Source organism: Marinimicrobium alkaliphilum (assembly GCF_003259155.1).
Taxonomy (GTDB): Bacteria; Pseudomonadota; Gammaproteobacteria; order Pseudomonadales; family Cellvibrionaceae; genus Marinimicrobium_A; species Marinimicrobium_A alkaliphilum.
Window position 1 is genome coordinate 629940 of the sequence record NZ_QGMQ01000001.1, and the last position, 26566, is coordinate 656505.

Here is a 26566-nt window from a genome sequence, read left to right on the forward strand (position 1 = left end):
TTCATGGCTGTGGTGAGAAGTGCGCCGTTAGTATCCATTGATTTTGTGGCGCGCAACAATGCCGGAGATGTTCTTTTAGGGAAGCGCACCAATAAGCCCGCAAAGGGTTATTGGTTTGTCCCAGGGGGGCGCATTCTGAAAGGTGAACGGTTGAGTGAGGCATTCAAACGCCTGAGCGTTGCAGAGTTTGGAAATGTAATCAAGTTGGAAGACGCTAAGCCCCTTGGCGTTTTTGAGCACTTGTACGACGATTCGTCTTTTGATGACAGCGTTGGTACTCACTACGTTGTGATTGCTTATGAGGTCTTTATTGATCCGGATTTGTCGCAGCTTCCGGATAGCCAGCATGCAGATTACAGGTGGTTTTGTGTTGATGAACTACTGTCCTCGGAAAATGTCCACGACAACACCAAGGCATACTTTGATCAGGACGACGTCTAGTGGCCTACGTTTATTCTCATGAGCCGTCTATAGATAGATCTCAACGTTCATTGCTTAAAAATCAGCGATCTTCGTTGGTCTGGTTGACAGGGCTTTCCGGATCCGGAAAGTCAACAATAGCCTCAGCCCTCGAAAAATCGCTATATGATAGAGGGTTTCATACGTATTCGCTCGATGGAGATAACCTCCGGCAAGGACTTTGCTCGGACTTGGGGTTTGATGAAATTGACAGAATAGAGAATATCCGTCGGGTGGGAGAAGTTGCGGCCCTTATGGTGGATGCAGGCCTGATAGTCATCGCTTCGTTCATTTCTCCATTTGAGCGTGAAAGGCAACTGGTCAGAAGATTGTTTGAGAACGGGGAGTTTGTCGAGGTTTATGTCAGCACATCGCTTGCCGTATGTGAGCAACGGGACCCTAAAGGCCTTTATCGAAAAGCCAGGGCGGGTGTGATTGATCAGTTTACGGGCATCAGTTCGCCCTACGAGGAACCGAAAGATCCTGATTTGACGATAGATGGAGAGAAAATAGACCCATCAACAAGCGCTTCTATGATAATCGAGGTTTTGACTCGACGGGGAGTGCTTGCTCGTTAGCTGAGTGTTTTTTTGATTGATCGTTTTACTAAGGATCTTACGAATGTTTTTTTGTAAAGCTAAGGCCCGATTCGCACGAGCCAGGAACGAGTTTATAAAACGGCGGATTGTTCGTTGTAGAAGTGTCAAGGCTTATGAGAGGGCCGTTAGATTTTTGAGATGGTACATCTCTCGAAACCCTAATAGGATTTACTTTGATTTCGGGTTGGCGGAAGCCTTGGCGCATGCGGGTGTCAGGCCGAGTACAGTGTTTGAAAGGCTTCAATTGCGTATGCAGATATGGTATCGCGAGGGTGATAAGCGCTTTACTCGAGTGGCTGGTTTGGTGAATAAGCTGACAATGAGGGGAAAGGTTGAGGCATTGGGTGTGCCTCTTCCTGAGCTCTACTATTGTGATAGAAATATAGACGATCTTGACGTCCTGAGTCTTCCTCGAAATTTCGTCGCGAAGCCCCACAATGGTGCTGATTCCAAGGGTGTTCTGGTTGTGAATGGCGATATTGACAAGCTGAGCGGAAGTCGAATCGACCGGAATGAGCCTGGATTTAAAATGTATCTTCGCGACTTTGTTCTCAATGCAACGGGCACCAGCCCCAGCACCAAAGTCATGATTGAGGAGTTTATTGTCGATGCGCTATACCCGGATATGGTGCCTTTGGACTACAAGGCTCATTGCTATGGCGGGCGTGTAATATTTTTTCAGGTGATTAATAGAAACAAGGATCAGCGTTCTCAGTCATTCTATTCCAGGCAGTGGGATCGTTTACCTCACGTTATTGCAGACTATCCGGAGGGGAAGAATATTCCAGTGCCCGAATGTCTAAACGATCTGGTTAGGTATGCAGACAGAATAGCCTCGGATGCTCAGCAGATGTTGAGGTTGGATTTCTACGTCACAACCAAAGGCCCGATGTTTGGGGAGTACACCACCTATCCTGCTGCGGGGCGTAATTTTACTGACTACGGCAATGCAATTTCGATACAGAGTTGGGAGCTGTTTCCGGACGCCCCTTCGCTCTATTAATGTAAATGCTGCTCTCGTAGGGTTCGAGTAATCAAGCTATTGAATTTGTTTGGGGTGAATTGGGCGCGTCATGAGCAGTGGCGGGAAGAATCTATATCGATATGGCATTTATCGGCCTCAGTGATGCGGATCGATAATCCGGATCGTCTTGTTGCTATTGTTACGGCATTTGACTCTGATTGTCCTCAGGCGGGATTACCGCGGCTCCTCCCGTATTTTTAAAATTCTGATACTTATCCCAACGGAGGTGTCGGTAAGCTTTGTGAGCTTGTTCATGAGGGCGAGATAGGTTGCTGCCCTTAAAAGTTAATGAAAAATGGTTACGTTAAGAAATTTTCGCTTTCGGATTAGATAAGCTATGACAATACGGAATATTGAGAGAAAGGGGCTTTTGGGAATAGGGGTTGATAAAGGCGTCATGCCTCCTGTTACTATTGCATTTGCTTTTGATAGGGGTTACCTGGAATGTTTTAAGGTAATGTTGGTGAGCCTGCTGCGTAGTAAGACGTTGCTTGATTGTCCTATCGCCATCTATTCAGACGATCCGGAGGTTTTTAAAGACTCTGTTGTCAGGTTGGTTGCCGATAAGAAAGTCCTTCTGGATGGTCGACGCCGCGATGTGATTTATGATCTCGCGAAGAATAATGTGAAACGTCAGGAGCGTGCGGCATGGAATAAGGGAACGTTTCTGAAGTGGTCGGTGTTTGAGGAGCAGGATACGGATCTCCTGCTTTTTCTCGATGTGGACATGTTGGCGCTCAGTAAATTGGAGCCTTTGGTCAAGCTCGGGAGTGGGTCTTCTATGGTGGCATGCCCACAGTTTCAGAACTATCTACGTAAAGACAGGACTGAAATGGAAGTCGACACCAATTTGAGTGCTATGTTGGATGGTGAGTTTGATGAACGCCATGGTTGGAGAATCAATAGCGGTATGATGCTGATTGGTAAGGAGTTCTTGTCAGGCAATTTTTTTAACGAGGTGACGGACTTTGCCAAGCAGAAAGTGGATCTGCACGAGCAGGCGCACTTGAGCAACTATTTTAAGCAGCAGACGAGTAGGCTCAAGATGGTGTCGTCGCGCTACAACTTTCAGGAAGAGTACCTTTGGAAGGCGTCTATCAGTAAGCAGCGAGAACTTCTCCAGGACATCTCCGTTCTCCACTATGCCGGTTCGCGTAAGCCGTGGCGAGCCAATCCTCGCCCAACAGATCGGGCGTCTACGCTTCTTTGGCACGGATACAGAAGTTATGCTGAGCCGGTATTACGCTTTTCCGAGTCCAGGCCCCGTGCCGTCGTAAGATGGGTCAGAGGTAAGCTGGCATGACGGATGTGAAACGGCCTGAGACTCTGGATGAGGCGATCGCGATCGTCGAGCGCCAGGCACTGAGAATTGCCGAGCTTGAGGCCCGTCTCGATCAACAATCGCACCGCCCGGGTTGGTCTCGTGGTTTCGGGTTGGCGCGGCTGCTTAAGTTAGGAGGGAGGGCGGCCCAGTCGGAGGTGGTTGATGCCGAGAGCCAGTCCATTTTGGCGAGTGGGCTGTTTGATAAGACCTTTTATTTAAAGCAGGTTTCAGGTCGCTCTGATCTTTCGATCGCAAAGTCTGATCCTTTGAAACACTACCTGGAAATCGGTGGCTTTCAAGGCCTGGATCCGAGTGCGGGTTTCGATTCCGATTGGTATCTGGGGGTCAATCCTGATGTGCAGAATGTGGGCGTCAACCCGCTTGTGCACTATGTCCACCATGGGATGGCTGAGGGACGCTTACCCTATAGGGGCGCAAAGCCCGCGTCGCGCTCAGGTCTGCCCACGACCAGTGCCGCGCTCAATAAAAAGCTCTGGACCGGGTTTTATCATTTGGCGGCGCCGGAACTGGAGGCACGCAGCGATGAATGGTTCGATAGCCAGGCGGCCTGGTATCTTGCCGCCTGGGACTACGCCCATGGCTATCCTGAGAAGGCCCTGGAGCGGGTGGAACAGTCGATTGCCAACGGGAACGGCAGCATCAACAAGCGTGCCTTAATCGGCTTGGTCAAGTGCTATACATTGTTGCAGGACTATCGGGCGCTCGCGGACCTTTTGACGGATGATGAGAACGTCCGTATTCTGGGGAATGAATATCCCTATGTCAGTGCCAATGCGGTGTATGCCGATGACGCCCAGCGCTTGTCTGCGTTGAATGCGTTGTTTTATCGCTCGGGGCTTGTCGGTGTTGCGCGCAGAGACTCAAAAAACTCTTTGGCGCTCGACAACCTTGCGCCGGAGTCAGCGCCTCCCGCCGCCTTGTTTTCCGAAGATCTTCCTCTGGTCAGCGTTATTGTTCCGGCTTACAACGCGAGCAAAACACTGGGTATTGCACTTGATAGCCTTTTGGTGCAAAGCTGGCCACGCCTCGAAATCCTTGTTGTCGATGATGCGAGTAGCGATGATACTGAGCAGGTTGCGCAAGCCTATTGCGAGCGGGATTCCCGTGTTCGTTATGTGCGTAATTCCCGGAATCTAGGCGCTTACCCGACACGCAATAATGGCATGCGGGCCTCTACTGGGGCCTTTGTGACGGTACATGACAGTGATGATTGGTCGCACCCGCAGAAGATTGAGCGGCAGTTGCAACCTTTGTTGAATGATACCAGTGCGATTGCCTCCTGTAGTAACTGGGTGCGAGTCACCCACGATTTGAAGTTTGTCGGCCCCTGGTTACTGAGTGACCAGTTTGTAGAAGCGAATCATTCCTCCTGCCTGATCAGGCGCCATGCGCTTGAGGCAACGGGGTTGTGGGACAGCGTGAATGTGGCAGCGGATACGGAGTTTTTGTGGCGGCTGGAGTGCCATTTTGGCCACACGGCGGTGGTGAATGTGCTGCCGGGGACGCCTTTATCATTTGCGTTGTCCGATGATTCGACACTCACCCGCACCAAGGCGACACATGTAAAGACCATTCACTATGGTTTGCGGCGCCTTTATCGGGAGGCGGCACGCTGGTGGCATAAGAACGCAGGCGAAAAGCCCGTGCTCTCTGAGGTGGCGCGAGCGTTTCCGGCGCCTTTGGGCATCACCCGCGGCAGCCCCTCAGCCTTCGATCGGATGGTGGTGGCAGACTTTACCCAAGAGTCCGAACGGTTGGTGCCGGTACTGGATTATCTGCGGCAGCAGGTCGCGGCGGGCGAACAACTGTGCCTCTACCATTGGCCAAACTATCAGGGCTGGCACGGAGCGCATATTGCGGATGAGGTGTTTGAGTTTTGTCAGGCGTCCGGTGTGCGATTTGCCCATGTCGGCCTGCTTTTGTCGGTCCCGGTAGTGACACTGGCCAGCGAGGAGCTGTGGCATTACCCGCCGACGCAGTGTGTGCAGTTGAGTGGTCTTAAGCAGGTAGAGAGTCTTGAGACCCTTGAGCTTGAGAGCGCCGGCGCAATAATGGATTACTTTTTAAACGGTGGGGTAGGTGAGCTGGATTAAGCGCGCCTACTGGGCCATGCGGGGTCGACGCGTGCCGTCAGGCTTCGATAAACAGTGGTATAGCCAATACTATAAGGATGTGGGACATGCTGGCGCTGACCCGGCGCTGCATTACTTGGCGCACGGTATGGATGAGGGGCGTTTGCCGTTTTGCCCTGCGGAGTTTGATGCGTGTTGGTACCGGGAGCAGTATCCGGACATCCGCTCCGTAGAAGATCCACTGGGGCACTATTGGCACAGCGGTGCTGTTGAAGGGCGTGATCCTGGCCCTGGCTTCAGCAGCTCCGGGTACCGCTTGCGCTATGGCCTTCGAGCCGATGAACAACCCTTGCGACATTATTTGACCGTAGGAAAGGCGCGAGGCTATTTGCCGCTGCCCGAGCTGGATGGCGCGCAATCCTCCAAGCCGGGTGCGCCGACGTTATTGATTTGTGGCCATCAGGCGGGCCTCCAGCTCTACGGTGCCGAACGTAGCCTGTTGGATATTCTGAGTCTATTGGCGGCGTTGCCGCTCAACCTTGTGGTGACGCTGCCGAGTGCTGTCAACACTGAATACGTTTCTCAGGTGTTAGAGCGCGCTCATAAGGTGGCCGTTCTGCCTTACAGCTGGTGGTTGTCAGGGCGGGCGTCGAATCCCGTTGTGTTGAATAATTTCAAAGATTTGGTGGAGCGTTACCGGGTATCCGCAGTCTACGTAAACACCTTGGTGCTGGATGAACCTCTGGCGGTCGCGGAAGCCTGCAGTATTCCGTGCGTGGTGCACGTGCGTGAGTTGCCGGCGCACGATGGGGCTTTATGCGAAGCCCTCGGGGCAACGCCTGCCGAGATTATCGAAAGAGTTGATCGCCAGGCCGATCTTATACTCGCGAACTCATCCTTCACGGCCAAGCAGCTGGGTGCTCCAGATGCTTTTGTGGTCCCCAACCCTTTGCCTGATGTTGATTTTGGTGACATTCCAGCGCCTTCTCCAGGGAAAGCACCGCTGACTGTTGCGATGATCAGTAGTAATTTGCCCAAGAAAGGCATTGGAGATTTTGTGGCTCTAGCGGTCAGCTTGTCGGAAAGTGGCTCGGAGGCTCGGTGTATGTTGATTGGGCCTGAGAACGAGCATACTTCTGAGTTTGTCCGGCAGAAGGCGCAAGGTCAGTTGCCCGATAACCTGGTTGTAGCGAGCTATATCCCTGATACTCGCGATGCTCTGGCCATGGCCGATATTGTGGTGAACCTGTCGAGTTTTCAGGAGTCTTTCGGGCGGACGGTGTTGGAGGCGATGGCGGCGCAGCGTCCGGTGATTGCGTATGACTGGGGAGCTTTGCCGGAGTTGATTGACGATGGCAAGACGGGCTATCTGGTGCCGCTAGGGGATGTGGCTGCTGTCGCGGAGAGGGTAGAGTGGCTGACAGATGAGAAGCATCGTATGAGTATGGGGCGGGCCGCTAAAGTCAAAAGCGGTGATTATGGCCGGGAGGCTGTTCAGAAGCGTTTGGTCGAAGCGCTACAAAAAGTTAACATTTTAGCGCCACACAATACCCCCTAGTATATGGCAGTATTGGGCTGCGCAAAATGCCGCCCACTGCCACCGACGGAAGTGTAGTATGAAATTCATTGAAGTAGTCAAGTTAGAGGCTAGTGATGACCGCAGCCGCTTCTTGTATTCGGTAAACAGCCCAAGACCTGACGATCGAGCGGATAGTGAAGGCTTTCGTTTGGCGGGATGGGTGTATATAACACCAGCCATGACGGATTTTTTTGATGGCAATGTGTATTTTGATGCGAAGTCAGAGAATCCCAGGCAGGCTGTGCGCAATGTGGAGCGCGCCGATGTCAACAAACACCTCTCAGAGCTGGGTATCAAAGACTCTGGTGCCTATGGCTTTGAATTCAAAGGTAGACAACAGCAGCCTGGAACCCTTTATGTGGAGGGCCGAAAAGGACGCCGTGACCTGGCAAAAATTGTTTTTCGCCGTGAGCAGCAAGTGCAGCCGGAGCAAGTGCCGATAGTGGCTTTGGTGGGGCACTCGGCGTCAGGAAAATCCGCGGTATTGGAACAATTGGGCCTCGATCGGGCTGTTCATGATATGGATTACTACTTTCTCAAGAAGAAGAGAAAGGTGAGTGCATCGGCGGTCCTGGATTGGATGCGTTCAGCCAGTGCGCCTGGCCCAGTTGTTTTGTCCAACGATACCGATGTGTTGCGAGAGCTCGCGGCTCTGAAAAATCGAGAAGATGCCTCGGTAAAAGGAATTCGTTTTGTATTCTTGAATCGCTCACTTGTACGGTTCTTGGAGAACTTGAAAAAAAAGAACACCGATGGCTGCTTTCACCCAAAGAAACCGGATGCGGAGTACAGGGCTATCTATTTTCACTTCCTCTCGTTGTACGGGCAGTTGGCCGACGATGAAATTTGTTATGAGGGTGAAGATTTGACTGAGCTGACTCGGCGTGTTGAGAGCTATCTGGTTTCGGTGTCAGGAAGTGAGAGCGTTTAATGCTGATGTATTTAGCGTGGCCAGCTTTTAGGCCTAATGAGTCGGTTGATTCTCTCGGTTCCGCGGGCCAGTATCGATCTTTATCGATTTCACCTGCATTTGTTGCTCAGCGGCCCAGGCTGTTAAAGGGCTGGTATCTGCTTGAGCTGGCTGTCGACTATGCCGTTGATATTGCGCCAGCGCGGATCGAGGTTGATTATGGCTATGGGTTTGAGCAGGGTGCAAGCTTTACCGTAGCGCTGCCCAGCGGTCAGAGAATTCGTCGGATATGCTATTTTGAGTCAACGCCTAAAGCTATTCGCTTTTCACCGATGGATGATGAGGGAGAATTCAGCGTCCGTCGGTTTCGTTTGATAAGAGTACCTTATTTTTTGGTGGAATCTCCGGCCTATCGTTGGCTGGCGGATGCCCAGATGGAGTATATGAACAAGTCAATTGATGAGATCAAAGAGGCGATTAAGGCGAAGGCTCGCCAGATGGGCATCCGCCGGCCCGCGTTGATGAGGCGTTATTTTTCAGGCAGTTTGGGAGCGTCAAAGAAGTCAGCACAGTATAAGCAGTGGATGGGCGAGCGCAGCAAGTCTGTCGGGACCTACGTTGCTGAGTACCGCACGTTGGCGAAGCATGTGGAAACGCTCCCGGTCATTTCCATTGTGCTTCCTGTGTACAATACGCCGCTAGTGTATCTGCGGGCATGTCTTGATTCTGTACTTGCTCAGGTGTATCCGCATTGGCAGCTTTGTATTGCAGACGATGCATCTTCAAACTCGGACGTGCGCGCGTGCCTGGCGTCTTATGCGGAAAACGATAAACGCATAAACGTGGTCTTTCGTGAAGACAACGGCCATATTGTCAATGCCAGTAATTCAGCGCTTGAGTTGGCGGCGGGTGATTATGTGGCGCTCCTTGATCATGATGACCTTCTCGCGCCTCACGCGTTGCTGAGAGTGGCCGAACGACTGGTAGAAGATCCTTCATTAAAACTGGTTTATTCTGACGAAGATAAAGTGGATGGGAAGGGGCAGCGTTCGGATCCCCATTTCAAGCCAGACTGGAATCCGGATTTGCTCTTGGGGCAAAACTATATCTGCCACCTGACAGTGTTGGCTGCAGATCTTGTTCGTGAGGTGGGAGGATTTCGCCCGGGTACCGAAGGCAGTCAGGATCATGATTTACTGCTCCGTTGCCTGCCATATTTGACGGCTGAGACCGTGGTGCATATTCCGGATGTCCTCTACCATTGGCGTATGATTGAAGGCTCTACAGCGGCTGCCGCTTCAGGAAAGACGTATACAGCCAGTGCCGGCCTGCGTGCGGTGACGGATTATCTCGAAGGTCAGGGTTTGGGCGCTCGCGCGGTAGAGGGGCGTGTTCCCAATAGCTATCGGGTCATCTGGCCCCTGAGCAACCCGCTGCCCAAGGTGTCGTTGTTGATTCCCACCCGGGACGGTGTCGATATTCTGAAGCCTTGTGTTGATTCGATCCTAAAGAAAACTGATTACTCGGCACTTGAGGTGCTGATATTGGATAACCAGACTTCCTGCCCCAGAACCCTGGCCTATTTTGATGAGCTTCGTGGTGATAGCCGGGTTTCGATACACCGGTGGGATCATCCGTTTAACTTTTCCGCGATCAATAATTTTGGCGCAAAGTTGGCCACTGGGGACATCCTCGGGTTGGTGAACAATGATATTGAACCCATAAACGGTGATTGGTTGCGCGAGATGGTCAGCCATGCGATCAGGCCTGAGATTGGCTGTGTGGGTGCCAAGCTTTATTATCCTGACGGGAAGCTTCAGCACGGCGGGGTGATTTTGGGGATCGGTGGTGTTGCTGGCCATTCGCACAAGTACTTCCCTCAGTCCAGCTATGGTTACTTTTCACGCCTCACACTCGTGCAGAACCTTTCAGCGGTTACCGCGGCCTGCCTGCTGGTGCGAAAGTCGGTGTTTGAGGCGGTTGGCGGTTTGGATGAGGCGCATCTGTCTATAGCGTTTAATGATGTCGATTTTTGCTTGAAAGTACGTGAGGCGGGTTATCGAAACTTATGGACGCCTTACGCCGAGCTCTATCACCATGAATCAGTGTCTCGCGGGGCGGAGGATACCCGAGAGAAGCGGGATCGCTTCTTGCGCGAAACCCGCACGATGCGCGAGCGATGGGGCAGTGCGCTTGATCAGGATCCCGCTTATAACCCAAATCTTAGCCGTAAAAGGGAAGATTTCTCCCTGGATGTCTGAGGTTTACATGTGTCTATAAAGGATATAGCATGCGTTCAGTCAATGAACGCGTGCACTATCCCTTTCGTTTAAGGTTAAAAATTAACCAATGACCCCTTTTCAGTTTATCAGCCTACTTGACCTGAAAGCGCGAATGTCGCTTAAGTCCGAGGCTTCCAAGCTCTACCTGAGTTATTTGTGGTGGGTGATTGAGCCACTATTGTGGGCGTTGTCCTTCTATTTTGTATTTGAGATTCTGCTGAGTTTTGGGCGAGATCTTTTCTTTATTCTGAGTGGTAAAGTCGTCTTTTTGTGGTTCAGTAAAGCCGTTACGTCTGGGTCGGATAGCATTGCCAACAGCCGTGGGCTTATCAACCAAACCAACATGCCGAAGGCATTTTTTCCCTACCACAAGCTTCAGGTGGTTCTCTACAAGCAGTGGCTGGTGTTCCTGGTCCTGTTTTGTTTGGCTGCCTTCTGGGGGCATTTCCCTGATTGGCAATGGTTTTGGTTGTTACCGCTGTTTGTTGTTCAGTACTTTTTGATCGCGCTCTGCACACTGATTGCTGCCTTGGCGGTAAGCTATGTTGGCGATATGCGGATTCTCATCAATATGGCCATGATGTCCCTGATGTTCATGTCGGGCATTTTTTGGGATATCAGCCAGATTGAGGACCCGGCTAGGCGGGATATGTTGCTGACCTTTAATCCGTTGGCGTATCTGATTGACGCCTACCGGGCCATCATCATCCGAAATGAGCTTTATGATTTGGGGCACTTGGCCGTGCTGGGTGTGGTTTGCCTTGCTGGAATTGTCTTTATGCACTGGGTCTATCATGTCAAAAGTCAGGACATCGCGGCACGGGTGATTAACGCATGAATTCAGAGATTTTACTATCGGCTCGGAGCATGGAGTTCAGCTACCGCAGCAGGATATGGGGCTTCAGGCGTTTTGAGTACAAGGTGCTCAAGGGACTGACATTCGATATTCGTCGAGGCGAAACGTTGGGAATTATGGGGAGAAATGGCTGTGGAAAAAGCTCCTTATTGAGAATACTCAACGGTGTTGTAGCTCCTACCGGTGGCGAATTGGTGACCAGCGAGCGTATTTCCCGGATTCTGTTGACACTGGGTATGGGATTTGACCAGAGCTTGAGCGGTCGCGACAATGCGATGCTGAGCGCAATGCTCCAGGGCTACGATCGGCAGGCTGCCAGAGAGGCACTGGAGAGTATTAAGGAGTTTTCCGAACTGGGCGATTTTTTTGAGCGTCCAGTCAAAACCTATTCTTCAGGCATGCGCAGTCGTTTGGGTTTTGCGACGGCAATGAAGACAGATGTGGATCTTCTGCTGATTGATGAGACGCTGAGCGTTGGTGATCAGCACTTCAAGCGCAAGGCCGAGAAGGCCATGATGGAGAAGGTAAGCAGCAATCAGACCGTGGTTTTTGTAAGCCATAGCGGAAAACAGGTTGAAAAGGTTTGCAGTAGAGCGCTGTGGCTCGAAGATGGATTAATTATGGCAGAAGGTGATACGCGGGAAGTGTCTCGCGAGTACCGGCGTTTTATGGATAAGCTTGATGAGTCGGGAGGCGATGTTGCATGGGCGCAAAGCAAATGACGCGTAAAGGAATAATATTGGCAGGGGGCTCGGGCACGCGGCTTTATCCCTTGACGCTGGGCGCCAGTAAGCAGCTTATGCCTGTTTATGACAAACCGATGATTTATTACCCATTGGCGACACTGATTGAGGCCGGGATTCGCGATATTCTCATTATTACGACCCCTCACGATCAGGAGGCTTTTCAGCGTCTGCTGGGGGATGGCAGCCAGTGGGGTATTCGCCTGGAATACGTGGTGCAGGTGAGCCCTGATGGTTTGGCGCAGGCATTTATCTTGGGTGAGGAGTTCTTGGCGGGACACCCAAGCACTCTGATCCTTGGGGACAATATATTCTACGGTCATGGTCTGAATGAGTTGATGCAGCGCGCGTCTGTACGTACCGATGGTGCGACTATCTTTGGTTATCATGTAGATAATCCTAAGGCGTACGGTGTGGCCGAGTTTGATGGCGAAGGCAGGGTGATCAGCCTTGAAGAGAAGCCCGAGGTGCCCAAGTCCAACTACGCTGTCACAGGGCTGTATTTTTACGACGCCGATGTTTGTGCGCTGGCGAAGGATCTGAAGCCTTCGCACCGGGGTGAGTTGGAAATCACTGATTTGAATATGGCCTACCTACGTGCCAATAAGTTGAATGTTGAGATCATGGGGCGTGGGTTCACGTGGCTGGATACGGGCACTCACGACAACCTGTTGAGTGCGGCACACTATGTTCAAACCATTGAGCATCGCCAGGGGTTGAAAGTATGCTGCCCGGAGGAAGCTGCCTACGAGCAGGGGTTTATTTCCGCTGAGCAGTTAGAAGCATTGGCCCACGAGCATTTGAAAAGTGGTTACGGCCAGTACCTCTTAAAAATCCTATCCAGTAGGTCGGATTAGCGCACCGCGCGTACTCAGTGCCACAGGTGTCGGATTACGCCCTTCGGGCTAATCTGACCTACTGGATGTGGAGCGAAATTGTTCAAGTAGGTCGGATTAGCGCAGCGTAATCCGACACCTGAGGCATCAAACTCAAATTAACGAACAATATAGCAATGGAAATAATCGACACAAAAATCCCGGACGTGAAAGTCCTTAAGCCCCGCGTTTTCGGCGATGAACGGGGGTTCTTTATGGAAACCTTTCGTGATCAATGGTTCAGAGAGTACGTTGCTGATGTGGCGTTCGTGCAGGATAACCATTCACTCTCGGCCCGAGGGACTCTGCGTGGCCTGCATATTCAGACTCAGCAGACACAAGGCAAGCTGGTGCGTGTTACTGCGGGTGAGGTGTTCGATGTGGCCGTGGATGTTCGTCCGGGTTCTCCTACCTTCGGTCAATGGGTGGGTGACTATTTGAGCGCGGACAACAAGCATCAGCTGTGGGTGCCGGCGGGTTTCGCACATGGGTTTCTCGTGCTGTCTGAGACTGCAGAGTTTGTTTACAAGTGCACAGACTATTACCACCCTGAGTCAGAAGTGACTATTGCATGGAATGACCCGATGTTGGGTATTGCGTGGCCGTCGGAGGGTATCGCGGAAGTTAAATTGTCAGAGAAAGACAGACAGGGAATGAGCTTGTCAGGTTTTTCAGCTTTAGGTGGATGATTGTCGGGTTAACGCGTAGGGCGTAACCCGACACCTGAAGCACCCAAGCTGCTGTAAGCTGCCGCTTCAAAAATTGAATCAATACTGAACCAAAAAAATGACCAAACCCATGAAATTTCTGATCACCGGCGGTGCCGGCTTTATCGGCTCGGCGGTTGTCCGCCAATTGATGGACGAAAACGTCCACGACGTAATGATCCTCGATGCGCTGACCTATGCGGGCAATCTTGAATCTATTCCCGGTTATGAAGCCCATCCGAAGGTGAATTTCGCTCATGTCGATCTGCGCGATGCAGAGGCTGTGCGCGCTACGGTAGTAGGGTTCGGGCCGGATATCGTCATGCATTTAGCCGCAGAGTCACATGTGGATCGCTCTATCGAGGGGCCGAAGGCGTTTCTGGACACGAATATAACGGGTACCTTCAACTTGTTGCAGGCCGCCAGGGAGTGGTGGGCGATTCTGCCGGCCGCCAGGAAGATGAGCTTTCGTTTTCATCATGTTTCTACAGACGAAGTTTATGGCGATCTCGATTCGGATGAGGCGCTGTTTACCGAAGTCACACCTTATGCTCCCAGTTCGCCATACTCTGCATCGAAGGCCGCATCTGACCATTTGGTGAGGGCGTGGGGCCGCACTTACGGATTACCCGTTATTGTAACGAATTGCTCAAATAACTATGGCCCGTATCACTTTCCCGAGAAGCTCATTCCCCATATGATTTTGAATGCCTTGGCCGGCAAGCCTCTGCCCGTGTATGGCGATGGAAGCCAGGTGAGAGACTGGCTTTTTGTTGAGGATCATGCCAGGGCGTTGCTGAGGGTGGCGTCTGCAGGGCAGGTAGGCAGTACCTATAATATCGGTGGTCATAATGAGCTGAAAAACCTGGATGTCGTTTTGTCGATTTGCGAGTTGCTTGAGGAACTTTCGCCTCGCAAGCCAGTCGATGTAGCCCGATACGCAGATTTGATCACTTATGTGAACGATCGCCCCGGCCATGACCGACGCTATGCGATTGATGCAAGCAAGATTGAGCAGGAGCTTGGATGGAAGCCTGAGGAGACTTTTGAGTCTGGCTTAAGAAAGACGGTGCTGTGGTATCTGGAGAACGAGAGTTGGTGGCAGAATGTGCTTTCGGGCGATTACAAACTTCAACGCTTAGGCGATAGCTAGAGAGGCAATTTATGAGCGGTTCGTTATTTGGACAACGGGGATTCATGGATAAGACGACAGCGCTGATACTGGTGCTAGTGGTTTTGGTTTGTGGTGCCCTGTATGTGTATCTGACGATGGAGTTTGGGGAAGAGTCGGGCCCACCCAACCCGGCGATCCATCCGCTGCGCTTTGAAAGCTTGGCAGATAATGAGGCGTTTGAGCGCTGGGAAGGCGTTCTGGCCTGTGGCCCTTCCGGTCAATGGCAGCCATTCGAACGTGCTCGGGAGGTGTATGTGGGGCATGACCTTATTGGTGTGGAGCGGCGGGAAAGTGATCGCCTGCTATCCATTATTTCTGAAACTGGCGGTATTCCGGCCAAACTGGATTTCGTGTTTGAGTATTGGCGTGGTGCGGTTCGCAATGGTCATGTTGTTCTGGAGGGATGGTATACCGAAGGCTCGAACGACGTTAAAGTCATATCGATGGAAGGCGAGCTTGGTGATGGTCGCCTGTCGCTGGAGGGCCGCAGAGGGCCTAGAACGTGTACGTTTGTTGCTGAGCGTTAATCCTGTTTCTGTTTGTACGTGCGAGTGATGTGGTTTCTGATAAGGGTTGACGGGTAATGGGTTCGACTTGTCAGAAACCGCTCTATCGATCTATGTGAGACCCTTTCAGGGTTTCTTTTAAAGAGCTCGGCTTTTATAAAAGGGCTGCCCAGTTCTACGGTTGTTTGCCACAGTAGCTGGGTAGGGTTTATAGGCTTGTTGAGCAGTGCATAGCGTAACGTTTTGATGACCGCTTTTGCGCGAGTGCTTCTTAGCTTTAGTGCGGAAGCTATGCGTTGTTTTAGTGAGAAACTGTTCGGGTCAATGTAAGTGCCTACAGTTAAGCCTTGTCTCAGGGCCTCTTGCGTCAACTGTATTTCGCACTGGGTTATAGACGCATCTCTATCAGAGTTGGGTTTAATGGCGCCCCAAACTTTGTTGAACTTTCCATTTTTGAAAGCGCTAATGCGGATGCCAAAACAGTACGACTGGATGTGGTGTTGCCTTTCGGCGCTTGATGTTACCCCCCATAAATCATAATCGTGTTTTTCTGCCCATGAAAAGAGGTTTTCCAAAGGGCTGATTGGCCCGTAAACGCTATCATTGATAAAAACCACTTCCTCGTAGCCTTCAACTCTTTCTTCCTTAAGTAGGGTGCTTAGCCCTTCCTTCCAGCTTCCAAAATCATACCCGCTGTTCTCGCGAACGAGTAAATGGCTGCATAGCCCGGAAATTTCATTCTCGTTGTGCAAGCTTCCGCTGGCGCTCACCAGAATAAGTGTTCTGCAGTATGGCCTAAGGTTCTCCAGCAAAGCAATAACGTAAGGGTCAACGATTCCTTCCGGATCATAATGCGCAAAGATGATGGCTCTTTCTTTCATTTGGTGAGATATCCTGCCCAAAGCATCAGTGTTTTTGGAAGGGTTTTGTGTTTTATTTTGTGCTTGGATATGAAGGACATTCTGGATATGCCTCCTTTCTTTACGCTTTTGTGAAAATCGGTGAAAAAATCACGCTTATCATCGCTAAGCTTGTCGAGATAGTGGCTTCGGAACGCTTCCAGCTGTCTGGCTGATCGTGAAATATTATTCTTTGCCGCCATTAGTTTCTTGAGCCTGGGTTTGCTAGAGCCCACCAGATTACTGCGGTGTTGCCTGTAAAGCATCGTCGGTTCATCTATATGCGTAATACTGCCAAAAGAAGCAGCTATCAGGGCCATCCACCAGTCGTGCATAATGATGGCGTCATGATCCTTGATGCAATCAATCATCGCGCGATTAACGCATGATGAGGCGCCCTGAACGCTGTTATAGAATGCGGTATGAGAGAGCATGTTCGCATTGCTGGGGTTGATGTTATTGGCCATCCAGAACGACTTTCGCTTCTCACTCTGGGGATGCCAGACCCACGCATCAGAAAATATAAGGTGAGGAAACTTTGTGCGCTCGTCTTCTGCGCTGTACATCTCCTCTGAAAATATTGCCACTTTGTTTTCTAGCCATATGTCATCCTGGTCGGCCAGGAAAACGTAATCAGCTACTGTTTTTCGCAGTGCTGAAAATACGTTTTTCACGATGCCTTGGCCCGGCCCCCGGACCCAGTGAATGGGGACGGTTGATTGGCGACCAGTGCTGGTCACTATTTGTTCTGTCTTGTCGGTTGAACCATCATCACTTACCCAGATGGCGATTGGTGGAGGGCTCTGCTGGAGTATGCTGCAGAGCTGCGCCTCAATGTACGCTTCGCCGTTGTAGGTGCAGATTATAGTTTCGTACTTTACGTGCATTTCAGGTCAACTGTCGCTGTATTTGCGTCGATTTTAGCATGTATAAGCTAATTTTGTAGGTCTCTTTAGGTTCTTGGAGTACAGCGATCCAATCTCGTAGCATTAGAATTGTGACGTGCGTCACGACCGTTATTATCACTCGCTGGTAATTTTTCCCATTCGATGGCGCTCATACAGCCGTTATAGGCCTCATTTATTTATAAAAGGAAGTGGTTATGAATACTATTTAGAAAATTGGGATTGCTTTGACCCTGATTATTTTGAGCAGTCAAGCATCGGCTAATTGGACCGCTTATAGCAAGATTGAGAACATTAAGATGCTTAATGGAGGAAGCATCGAAGTGAGGTTGGAAGGTTCTTCTAATAATCGGTCAGGCTGTAATAGCGATATCTTTGTAATCCGGACGGGCAGCGCATATGAAGCGAGAATGGCCGTGATTATGGCTGTCCATATGGGGGATGTGCCAGTCCGATACTAGCTAGTATGGCTGTAGTGGCGACAGTATCAGTATCCGCTCCATACAGATTCGGCAGTAGTGTGACGCCGATACAAAAAGCAAGCTCGGGTCTACTGCCACCTGGTAATGGAGTAGGCTTTGAATGTATAAGGTGGCCTTTTGGCTGATGTTATACCTTTATCTCTTTAGCCAAGGAATGATCTATGAATTTGATAAAGTATGGCGTGTAGTGATAGAAGTGCTCGACGCTGGAAAGTAGGCAGCTAGAGAGAGTCAGGCGGGCGCGCTCATTCTGGCGTTGGAGCGTGGAGAGAGCAGCATGTTTCTCGAACGGATGTGGTTGGCCTGGCACATCTCTATCAGTGTTGTCATGTGCGCGCTTTTCCGTAGGCGGTCGAGGGGGGGATAAACCTCCAGGAAGCTAAGCCCCCTGGAGATATCGGGCACTATCCGCAGTTAAGCTTGAAGCTTTGGCGAGCGTTTGGGAGGTCGTCTCTCATTTTTTCGATTCTTTCACCTTTCAATCTCATGAAGAAGTGAGAGGGTCCACTAAAGTATGAAGATGTTGTTACATTTTCAAGCTCCTCAATTGAGCCGACTCTTGTGGCGTTGTCGATCGAGCATTTTCCCGAACTGATTAGAACAATTACGGGCGATATATCTGACGCGCTATCAGCTGAATAGTTAATGCTCAAGTTACTAAGATTTCCCTGGTTTAAGTTTCGGACGTGATACTCATAGCCTTCATCCATGATCATTGAAAACTTATTGTAAAATTCAGTCTTCGTCTCGTCTATTTCGTGCTCATGTCGAACGTCGCCTTCATTGGGAGAAATTCTATTTACTCTGAACGGGATAGTGTTCTCTGTGCCCAGTACAAAGCGTGCGTGACTAATTCTGTAGTCACACTTGAGGGTCGAGACCTCTCCATAGCCGCTTGCGAGGTTGCAGCGGTTGTCAACTCTATTTATACGGTGGTCTGGTCTTAAGAGTCTGTTGGGTGTGCCAAGAAGGCTACCATCTTTGTCAAGTATTGCAGCCGTATAGGAGTCTTTCCAGTTTTGTGTAGTCGAAGTTAGATCAACTTTCCTTGCAATTAGACTAGGAGAAAATGTTAGATTCTCTGTTTGGTTAACATATCTTGCTGCTCCGCCCATCAGTAGAAATGCTGTTGGTGTGATATCTCTGCCATTCGCCCTTTTTTCAGTTTCTGGAAAATCGGCAAAGTGAACGCCGTTCAAATAAAATGGTCCGTCGTAAACGCGAACACCTGACATCGGCTCTCGACGGTCCCAGTTTGTATTGCGTACGTAATAGTCGCCCCCTAATTCTCGCAGGTTGTCGCTGTAGCCAACAATCAAACTGTCAATCAACTCCTGATCAAATGCAAAGAATGCAGAGGCCCCATTGTCTGCCAAAATAGCGTTTTCATAAACTGCTCGTGATCCTCGGTAATATATTCCTGTATTCAGATTCATATAGGCTACGAGGTTTTTGAAGATGGGATAGTCAGACGGCTCGTAAACAACTCCATCAAGACGTCGGTTGTGGTCGCTCCCCCTGATTGGCGCGCCTTCATGGGCGCCATCGTGAGTGATGCCAACTTTACTACTATGAGCGATATTGTTATCAAATCGAAAAGTGTTAGTGTAGGCGGGAAACGTATTTCCTCCGCTAGCTCTGTGTAGACAGTCGCTAGCGTTGCACTGCATCCTTTTCTTGAATGACATCCAGAATCCAGTGCCTTCTGACCCTGCTGCCACATTGTCATAGATATAGTTGGCAGGATTTGTTACCCAGAAAGTGGCGGGTGCGGCGTATCTAAAGTTGTCACCTCGGTGCTCACTAATCAGTAGGGCGTCATCCTCTTCTGGAATGCGTTTAGACAGTATTCCAATGTTCCCGCGAATTATGTTGTGTGTTTCATTTCCGAGCTCCATGAAATATCCGTGCCCATAGTGGTCATAACATGTGTTTCCTTCTACTCGGGCATGGTGAGTTCCATGAATTGTTAAGCAGCGATGATAGGAGTCGTGAATACTTGAGTTTCTTATGAATTGACCTGATACATCTCCCATTAGATGCCAGTGAAAAGGGTACTTTCCGATTTTCCCCATTTGGCCGACACGATTGAACTCTACATTATCGATGAAGGCTTTACTGTTGTTCCCAGCGATCATCATGTGGGCACCGAAATTATTCTGAACGTGACTATCGTTTGCTGATGAGATTGATATGTTGCGAGATAAGTTCGCTACTTTTGCTCGCTGGTCAAGCGTCCAGCTGTTCCCTCTGTCGTTGTGGTAATACTTTGTCTCCCCCCAGTGCAAGTGCTCGACCGTTTCTTCAAGATCAATACGCCGTCCTCCATTTGAAATTGCCTTGATGGTAAAGGTTGTCGCGTCTTTTGGATCAAAGCTTGATGATGTCACGACTATCGTATCGCCGGGTTTCCACGAGACGGCGCGATCTAGGTAGATGCTTTTGTCTCCGGGGCGTGCGGTTTGGTCCAAGTGAGTAAAACCTTCGTTTCCCGGTGCGCCGTGAAGTCTGATGGTGCCACCATTGTGAGCCACAAAAGCTTTACTGCCCATGTGGTGTCCGCTTGACGAAAGATTGTCTATCGATTTCTTGCCTTTGAAGATGAAATCTAGATTTCCTGTGAACGGAGAGGATTCTGTACCGCATTGGAGTCTCGCACTGGCTCCCTCGACAAGAATGCCTTCTGTTTTTATTTCGTATTCTCCATTGTTTCGGCAGAGGAGTTTTCCTTCTACCTTAAGCAGAGAAATATCCACTGACTGATCAATTATGACAGTTAGCTCTCGCGGTATGATTATATTTCCACTTCCCTTGTGATCAACCAGGTCGCTAAGGTTCACTTCGGAGGGGAAGCGCTCATTTCCGGAGCGTGTTAGCAGATTGTTGGGTGTTCCGTTTTGGGATATTCCGTGGACATAGATTCTTTCGTTGTGGTGGTCGACTATATCGCTTCCCCTGACAGGTATTCGAAATCTATAGTTCCGCGAGTTTGTGTAACAGGCATTAGCAATAGCTTGGTTAGAGCTGCGATTAGCTTTTGAGCTTCGAAGGACGGTACCGCTTCCGACTGGTCCGCCCGCAAATAGGTGGACATCAATGGGGTCTGGATTGCCTACTTGGCAGGCCCACCCTTGCACAGAATATTGACCATTGGAGCTATAAATTCCTTCAATGTGCCCAATTACATTAGGAGCGGGCGGGTTGGGCACTCGGTAGTCACCTGAGCCAATAAGTAGAGGGTTTGGCTGCCCGGGCCTTGATATCCCGTGAGCATATATTCGTTTCCCTTTGTGTGCCAGCGCTTGTTGATAGCTCATGGGAACTCTGTAGCGGTAAGCTGTGCCGTTGGATTGACACGCATTTGCAACTGCCGGCTCAGAGGAGCGATCTGCCTTCACGACTTTAAATAGTTGCCCGCTTCCTGCCGCTCCTCCTAGGTATATATGCACGTCGATAGATTGATTTGAGCCTATTTCGCAGGCCCAGCCGCTGATGGCGTAACTTCTACTATAAGAATCAGGCGCTCTAACATGGCCGGTAACTGTCGCGTTAGCCGAGGCCGCTAGGACAGCGCTCGTCAAAATCAGGGTGATAACCCAGTTTGCGTATTTCATTTCTAAGCCTTTCGCTATACGGTTTAAAGATATGTCCTTCTACCTTGCTTTTCGCATAGGAATCATCTCGGGTGATGAGGATAAATTTGAGGGGCATGGAAGGGCGTGCTTAGAAATAGATGTTTTTCAGGCTGAGCTCTTCCTTGATAACTGCTTACCCGTCGTACGAATCATCCCTGGATGAATGCTATCAGATTGCAAGAGCGATAAGGCTATATCAATATAAGGTAGTTCTCAAGCTTAGATAATATTCTATTAGAAAGTTAAAGACTATAGATTTTGACGACTTAATAGAAAAGCCATGTTGACAATTGTCGGTTAATAGGTGGGTGCATCGTGGCATTGTTCGTAGCGGGCGTTGTTCTTGTCGGGCTCAGCGTGCCAATGTTTGAGTAGGTCGGATTAGGCAAAGCCGTAATCCGACAAAGCGGCACGATGTTTCCATCGGCGACACCGGTAAACGACCCATGTCGCCACCGGCTGTATTGATTTAAAACACCAACGCTTCCAACGTAAACGTCGTTCCGCCGCCTTTGATGACCATCGGTGTACCATTGTCGATGATGTGTTTCGGGTTAACCACCGATTCAACCTTTCCGGTTTCTTCCCAACTGCCCACCGATAGCTGATAGATCTTGTTATCACTTCCCAGCACCACCATGCTTTCCCCGTTCGGCGCAAATACCACCTGCTCGATGTCCTGATCGAACAACGGAGTCGCGAGGGTGAGGTCGTTGTACAGGACATCGCCACCGCCGGTGATCAGGTAGGCGCCGTCAGGCGTCGCCCAGAGTCGCCTGCCGAAGCGGATGTCCGGCGTGTAGTGGTAGAAGTGCTCGACACTGGAGAGCAGGCCGCCAGAGAGGGTCAGGCGGGCGCGCTCATTCCACCGGTCGCTCAGGGCGTAGCCAAAGTTGCCGTCTGGCATCAGGGTAATCCGGAAGCCCCATTCGTTTCGGAAGCTGTTCAGCCTGGCGCCGGTGTTGATGTCGTAGGTATTCAAACCGTTGACCCCGCGATTGGCTGAGGTGGCAACGAAGGTGTCCGGGCCGGTGACAGCCAGGTCATGGGGGTTGATATCGATCAGCAGAGTTTTGACTTGGGCACCGCTGTCCAGATCGAGGGCGACGATGTAGCCGTGCTCGTTCTCAAAGCCCGAGTAACTGTAGTTGTTGACGCTGGTTGTGGTCAGCGCCAGGTAGAGGGTGTCGCCGTCAGGGGCTAGCACCAGTCGGTGCGGTGTATACGGGAAGTCGTAGTAACGGTCGACCTGGCCGTCGTCCAGGTTCATCCGGTACAGGCGCTGTTGTTGCCGGTCGATGGCAAAGAGCTGGTTGCGGGTGCTGTCGACCAGGGTTTCATCGACGCTGAACCCCAATTGATAGGAGGTGGCATCGGTAACGCTGACGCCCTCGTAGGCTCCCTCGGTAATGTCCAGGGTGTGCACGATCTCGTCGATGGCGCCGCCACTGTCTTTGACCCGCAAACGGACGTCGTAGGTGCCGGGTAAGAAGAAGCGGTGCTCAAGTTCAGCGTTGGTGGTGTAGGCACCGAGCCATTCGCCGTTGTTGCCGATGTCCCAGCGGTACTGGAGATCGCTGCCGTCTTCGGCGTCGGTGCTGCCCGAAGCGTCGAAGTGTACAGCCTCGGCGGTGGTGCCGGGGCCGGCGTCAACGCTGAGTGATGCCTGGGGCGGTGTGTTGCTGCCGCAGTCGGCGCACGGGTGAGGCAGTGCGAGGATGTCGGTATAGCCGTCACTCGGCAGGATGTAGTAGACCTGGTCCTGATAGGGCAGTGCCGCACGGATGGCTGCGGGGTAGGCTTCGCTTTCAATCAGCTCCAGGGTTTCACTGTTGTAAATCGCTATGCGCCAGTCATGGTAAGTGGCAAAGAAAACTCCTTGTGCCGGGTCGATGCTCAGGTGCTCAATCCGCTGCGGGTTCGGGGTCTCCTGTAAGTGCCGCACCAGTGTCAGCTGTTCGCTGTCGAAGATGTTTCCCGAGCGGGTAATGAGGCGGTCACCTGCGCCGGCGAACCAGCTGACGCCGTCGGTGGAGACGTAAGGCGTCGCGGCGTTGAGGCGGGTCAAGCCGTTGCTCTCGAGTCGAAAGCGCTCGAGGCTGGTGATGTAACTGCTGTTGTGGCTGACATACAGGGTGTCGTCACTCGGATGCCGGCGCACGTGTCCAAGGCCCAGGACTGTGTCGGCGGTTTGTCGATCGCCGGTGGCCAGGTCGAGTACCACGAGCTTGCTCTGGTATTGCATCTGTTGGGTCATTGCCAGGCGGCCATCGTGGGTCGCCTCAATGCTGAAGACCGGAAAGTCGATGCTCACCGTATCGACGTGGGCTTGTGTCAGCAGATCGATGACCGCGATGTAGTAGCGGGCGTCGTCGTTGTAGCCGCCGGCCGCTTGGTCACTGAGCAGTGCATACAGCGTTGCGCCATCGGCCGAGCGGGCAAGCCTTATGGGCGCCACGGTGAACTCGTAGTAGTGGCTGGCCGTGCGCGTGGGCAGATCGATGGCGTACACCCGCTGGCGATTGCGGTCGGCGGCGTAGAGTATGCCGTTGTCGAGATCGGCGGTGAACGCGGCGAATTCAAAATCGAGAACGCCTTCGGTTCCATCGAGGACGGGTGTGGCATCGACCGTGCCGGTCGTGAGGGTGAGGGTTTTCTGGTCAACGCCGATCAGGCCACCGCTGTCTTTGACCTGGACGCTGACCTGGTAATTGCCGGCGACGGTGAAGCGATGGGTGAACAGGGTGTTGTCGGTGAATCCGGTGTACCACTGGCCGTCGATGGCCCAGCGGTACAGCAGGCTATCGCCGTCCTCGGCATCGGTGCTCGCGCTGGCATCAAAGTGGAGCGTGTCAGCGGTGGTTCCGGGTGCGGGTGTGTAGGTAAAACTCGCCTGAGGCGCGGTATTACTGGCGCAGGTGGGGCAGGGGTGGCTGCCCTGAACCAGAGTCGGCCCTTCGGTGGTGTCGATGTAATAGTAGAGCGCGCCGTTGTGGTAGTAGCCACTCATCAGGCCGGTGAATTCTGTGCGGGCGATTTCCTGCAGAGAGATTTCATTGTAGGTAATGGCGGTATTGTCGAGCACGATGGTGAATACACCTTGCTCGGAGTCGATCATGACCGCGTCCAGGTAGTGCCAGTTGTGGCCCACGAACCCGGCCTGGCTGAGGGTGTTGCTGTCGATAAAATGCCCGCCTTCGGTGATCAGGTGACGGCCGTCGGCGGTAAACCAGAGTCGGTCACCGATGCTGATATCGAGGTCTGTGATGCGGTTCGAGCTTTGCAGGGTAATGCCGGTACCGCCCACGTTGTAGATGTTGATGCGGTCGTGACCATTACGGGGTATGGCGTAGACGCGATCGAGCGTCGGGTGCAGCGCAAATCGGCTGCGGCCCTGCGCGTTGACCGCGCCCAGGCGAACGCCGCTGGTGGCGTTGTAGGCAATGAGTTGCCCGTCGTAGCTGAGGCTGGTGGATACGATCAGCTTGTTGTTGCGGGTAACGACCAGATCGTACGGGCTGACCTCGGTGTTGATGGTCTGGTTGTACACCCGTTGCTCCAGGTCGAACACGGCCACGTGTCCGGGGTGGTTGTCGTATTGATACGACGTTTGCGGTTCCCGGTTGAGTGCCAGATAGAGTTTGTTGCCCTCGGGATTGAGCGCCATGCGCCCGGGGTAGCGGTTGAAGCTGAAATAGTGGACGGGCTGCCCGCTCTCGGTGCTGACGAAGTACAGGCGCTGGTTGCTCTCGTCGACCTGGTAGAGCAGGCCGCGGTCGGGGTCGGCCAGGGTGTGGTCGATGCTGGCGAGCAGGCTTGCATCGGCGTCGTCGATAGGCGTGCCGCTGTCACTGCCCTGGGCGACGTCAATGATGCGGGGGTGGGCGTGGCGCAGTCCCTGCGGGTCGCGCACTTGAACGCGTACCAGGTATTGGCCGGGAATGTCGTAGCGGTGCTGGTGTTGGGGGTCGCTGCTGAAGGCCGTGTCCCACTGACCGTCGCCGTTGAGATCCCAGCGGTATTGTAGCTGCTCAGGGGTTTCGTCATCGGTACTGGTGCTGGCATCGAGGACTACCGTGGTCCCGGTATCGGGTGCGTCCGGACTGATGCTGAAGTTGGCGCGCGGGGCGGTGTTGTTGCGGCAGTCCGGGCAGGGGTGACCTTCGCGAATCAGGGTCAGGTCTTCGCCGATGTTGGTCAGATAAAAGGCGTAGGGTCCGGCCAGGTAGGCGCTTTCGATGTCGCCCATCAACTCGATGGTGCTGATGGGGTGCAGGGTAGTGCCGTTGAGGGCAATAATTTTATTGTCCGAGGTAACGGTAATCATGACCCGCTGGTAGTCATCATTAAACACATGCTCGATACGCTGGTTGGAATCCGTGAGGCTGTGATTGACCTGCAAGTCGCTGTCATTAAAGACGTCGCCGCCGCGGGTGAGCGCAAAGCTGCCGTTGGTGGACGGCCAGGCTCGGCCTTGGACGCGCGAGGGGCCGCCGTGGGGCGAGCTGCGGTTCTCAGACAAATGGCTGCCACCGAGGTTGGTGCGATAGAACTTGGAGGGCGACAGTCCGTTGGTGGCGACGTAGACCGCTTGCTGACTCGGGTGCAGGCTCAGACTGGAGCGTTGGTAGACACTGCCTTCGGTACGCGTGGTGCCATTGCGGTTGTAGTGTTTGATGCGGGTCCACTGGCCGGAGCCGGAGGTGACCACATAGCTGCCATCGTCGAGCGCGACCATATCGAAAGGGTCCAGATCGACTTCGCGGGGGTCGCCTGCTTCCAGGGTGCTGAGGTCAATTGGCGTGATGTAGCCTTGCTGGTCTTCCTCCCAGCGGTAGGAACTGTGGTCATCGGTGATATGGGCAACGTAAAAATGCTCGCCGTTGGGGCTGATGGCCATCCGCTCCGGGGTGTCCTCGAAGCTGAGTTGGGCGATGTCATCACCGGTCATCATGTCGATGATGTCGAGCTGCTTGTGGTGTGCCGAGAGTACAAACAACCAGCGCCGATGCGGGTCCGCCAGGGTCTGGGTCAGGTCCGCCGGGTTGAGGTTGAGCGTGGTGATGACCTGACGCGAGGGGTCGACGTCTTCGGGTTCCGGCTCCGGCTCAGGTTCCGGTTCGGGCTCAGGCTCTTCTTCCGGGGGCGTGGTTTCCGGGTCGGTGTCGCCGGGATCGGTGTCATTGTCTTCGCTATTGCCGTTGGTTGGCGCTGTGGTCGGTGGGGGCGTGTTGGGCGGGGTATCGTCGCCTCCGCCACCGCAGGCGGTTAACAGTGAGACACACAGGATCAGGCCGGCGAGGCCAAGCCAACGGGCAGAGGTTGAGATCATCATCGGTCGTTACGCCAAAAAATTAGTGTGATTGTTCTTAATGGCGGGCTATGCGTCCTGACAGCGAGAGGTGGCATGCGTCCCTAGGCATCGAAATTATCATATAGATTAGACAGAAACAAGACGGTTTTGGTCGTGCTAGTCGGTATGGTTGGGTGCCTCAGGTGTCGGATTACGCCCTG

General features: G+C 52.2%; 18 protein-coding genes. 14 read left to right on the forward strand and 4 right to left on the reverse strand.

The features are described 5' to 3' along the window. Nucleotides 1–3: 3 nt before the first annotated feature. The 14 genes from DKW72_RS02800 to DKW72_RS02865 all read left to right on the forward strand — a co-directional run bounded on the left by DKW72_RS02800 (nucleotide 4) and on the right by DKW72_RS02865 (nucleotide 15152). Nucleotides 4–441: a GDP-mannose mannosyl hydrolase gene (locus DKW72_RS02800; protein WP_232522290.1), complete on the forward strand. Its 438-nt coding sequence runs from the start codon at nucleotides 4–6 to the stop codon at nucleotides 439–441. Then, on the forward strand, nucleotides 441–1037 hold the full coding sequence (gene cysC, locus DKW72_RS02805; protein WP_111640773.1) for an adenylyl-sulfate kinase: 597 nt from the start codon (nucleotides 441–443) through the stop codon (nucleotides 1035–1037). The genes DKW72_RS02800 and cysC overlap by 1 nt, the downstream gene beginning before the upstream one ends. Nucleotides 1038–1362: 325 nt before the next feature. Further along, nucleotides 1363–2061, forward strand: a complete 699-nt coding sequence (locus DKW72_RS02810) for an ATP-grasp fold amidoligase family protein (protein WP_198411193.1) — start codon at nucleotides 1363–1365, stop codon at nucleotides 2059–2061. Between the two features lie 358 nt (nucleotides 2062–2419). Beyond that, a complete protein-coding gene (locus DKW72_RS02815) occupies nucleotides 2420–3385 on the forward strand; it encodes a glycosyltransferase (RefSeq protein ID WP_111640775.1) in 966 nt (321 codons plus the stop codon). Next, the gene (locus DKW72_RS02820) at nucleotides 3382–5520 is read left to right on the forward strand and encodes a glycosyltransferase family 2 protein (RefSeq protein ID WP_111640776.1); all 2139 of its coding nucleotides are present in this window, start codon (nucleotides 3382–3384) and stop codon (nucleotides 5518–5520) included. The genes DKW72_RS02815 and DKW72_RS02820 overlap by 4 nt, the downstream gene beginning before the upstream one ends. Next, nucleotides 5507–7057 (forward strand): glycosyltransferase family 4 protein, encoded by a 1551-nt coding sequence (locus DKW72_RS02825; protein WP_111640777.1) that lies wholly within the window; start codon nucleotides 5507–5509, stop codon nucleotides 7055–7057. Before DKW72_RS02820 ends, DKW72_RS02825 begins: the two co-directional genes overlap by 14 nt. 58 nt (nucleotides 7058–7115) lie before the next feature. Next, nucleotides 7116–8009, forward strand: a complete 894-nt coding sequence (locus DKW72_RS02830) for a hypothetical protein (protein WP_111640778.1) — start codon at nucleotides 7116–7118, stop codon at nucleotides 8007–8009. Further along, a complete protein-coding gene (locus tag DKW72_RS02835; protein ID WP_111640779.1) occupies nucleotides 8009–10249 on the forward strand; it encodes a glycosyltransferase family 2 protein in 2241 nt (746 codons plus the stop codon). Before DKW72_RS02830 ends, DKW72_RS02835 begins: the two co-directional genes overlap by 1 nt. An 88-nt stretch (nucleotides 10250–10337) precedes the next feature. After that, complete coding sequence (locus tag DKW72_RS02840; RefSeq protein WP_111640780.1) at nucleotides 10338–11108, forward strand: ABC transporter permease; 771 nt, start codon at nucleotides 10338–10340, stop codon at nucleotides 11106–11108. Further along, on the forward strand, nucleotides 11105–11848 hold the full coding sequence (locus tag DKW72_RS02845; protein WP_111640781.1) for an ABC transporter ATP-binding protein: 744 nt from the start codon (nucleotides 11105–11107) through the stop codon (nucleotides 11846–11848). The genes DKW72_RS02840 and DKW72_RS02845 overlap by 4 nt, the downstream gene beginning before the upstream one ends. Continuing rightward, complete coding sequence (gene rfbA / locus DKW72_RS02850) at nucleotides 11830–12726, forward strand: glucose-1-phosphate thymidylyltransferase RfbA (protein WP_232522291.1); 897 nt, start codon at nucleotides 11830–11832, stop codon at nucleotides 12724–12726. Before DKW72_RS02845 ends, rfbA begins: the two co-directional genes overlap by 19 nt. A gap of 155 nt (nucleotides 12727–12881) precedes the next feature. Continuing rightward, entirely contained in the window at nucleotides 12882–13433 is a 552-nt protein-coding gene (gene rfbC / locus DKW72_RS02855; protein ID WP_111640782.1) for a dTDP-4-dehydrorhamnose 3,5-epimerase, read from the forward strand. Between the two features lie 109 nt (nucleotides 13434–13542). Then, entirely contained in the window at nucleotides 13543–14604 is a 1062-nt protein-coding gene (rfbB, locus tag DKW72_RS02860) for a dTDP-glucose 4,6-dehydratase (protein ID WP_111640783.1), read from the forward strand. A gap of 11 nt (nucleotides 14605–14615) precedes the next feature. Then, on the forward strand, nucleotides 14616–15152 hold the full coding sequence (locus DKW72_RS02865) for a hypothetical protein (protein WP_157960377.1): 537 nt from the start codon (nucleotides 14616–14618) through the stop codon (nucleotides 15150–15152). Here DKW72_RS02865 and DKW72_RS02870 read toward each other — a convergent pair. The 4 genes from DKW72_RS02870 to DKW72_RS02885 all read right to left on the reverse strand — a co-directional run bounded on the left by DKW72_RS02870 (nucleotide 15149) and on the right by DKW72_RS02885 (nucleotide 26384). Then, the gene (locus DKW72_RS02870) at nucleotides 15149–16012 is read right to left on the reverse strand and encodes a rhamnan synthesis F family protein (protein ID WP_111640785.1); all 864 of its coding nucleotides are present in this window, start codon (nucleotides 16010–16012) and stop codon (nucleotides 15149–15151) included. The genes DKW72_RS02865 and DKW72_RS02870 overlap by 4 nt on opposite strands. After that, nucleotides 16009–16917, reverse strand: coding sequence for a glycosyltransferase family 2 protein (locus DKW72_RS02875; RefSeq protein ID WP_111640786.1), 909 nt, complete (start codon nucleotides 16915–16917; stop codon nucleotides 16009–16011). Before DKW72_RS02875 ends, DKW72_RS02870 begins: the two co-directional genes overlap by 4 nt. Before the next feature lie 904 nt (nucleotides 16918–17821). After that, the gene (locus DKW72_RS02880; protein ID WP_111640787.1) at nucleotides 17822–21031 is read right to left on the reverse strand and encodes a G8 domain-containing protein; all 3210 of its coding nucleotides are present in this window, start codon (nucleotides 21029–21031) and stop codon (nucleotides 17822–17824) included. Between the two features lie 490 nt (nucleotides 21032–21521). Then, on the reverse strand, nucleotides 21522–26384 hold the full coding sequence (locus DKW72_RS02885) for a PKD domain-containing protein (protein ID WP_111640788.1): 4863 nt from the start codon (nucleotides 26382–26384) through the stop codon (nucleotides 21522–21524). Nucleotides 26385–26566 lie beyond the last annotated feature (182 nt).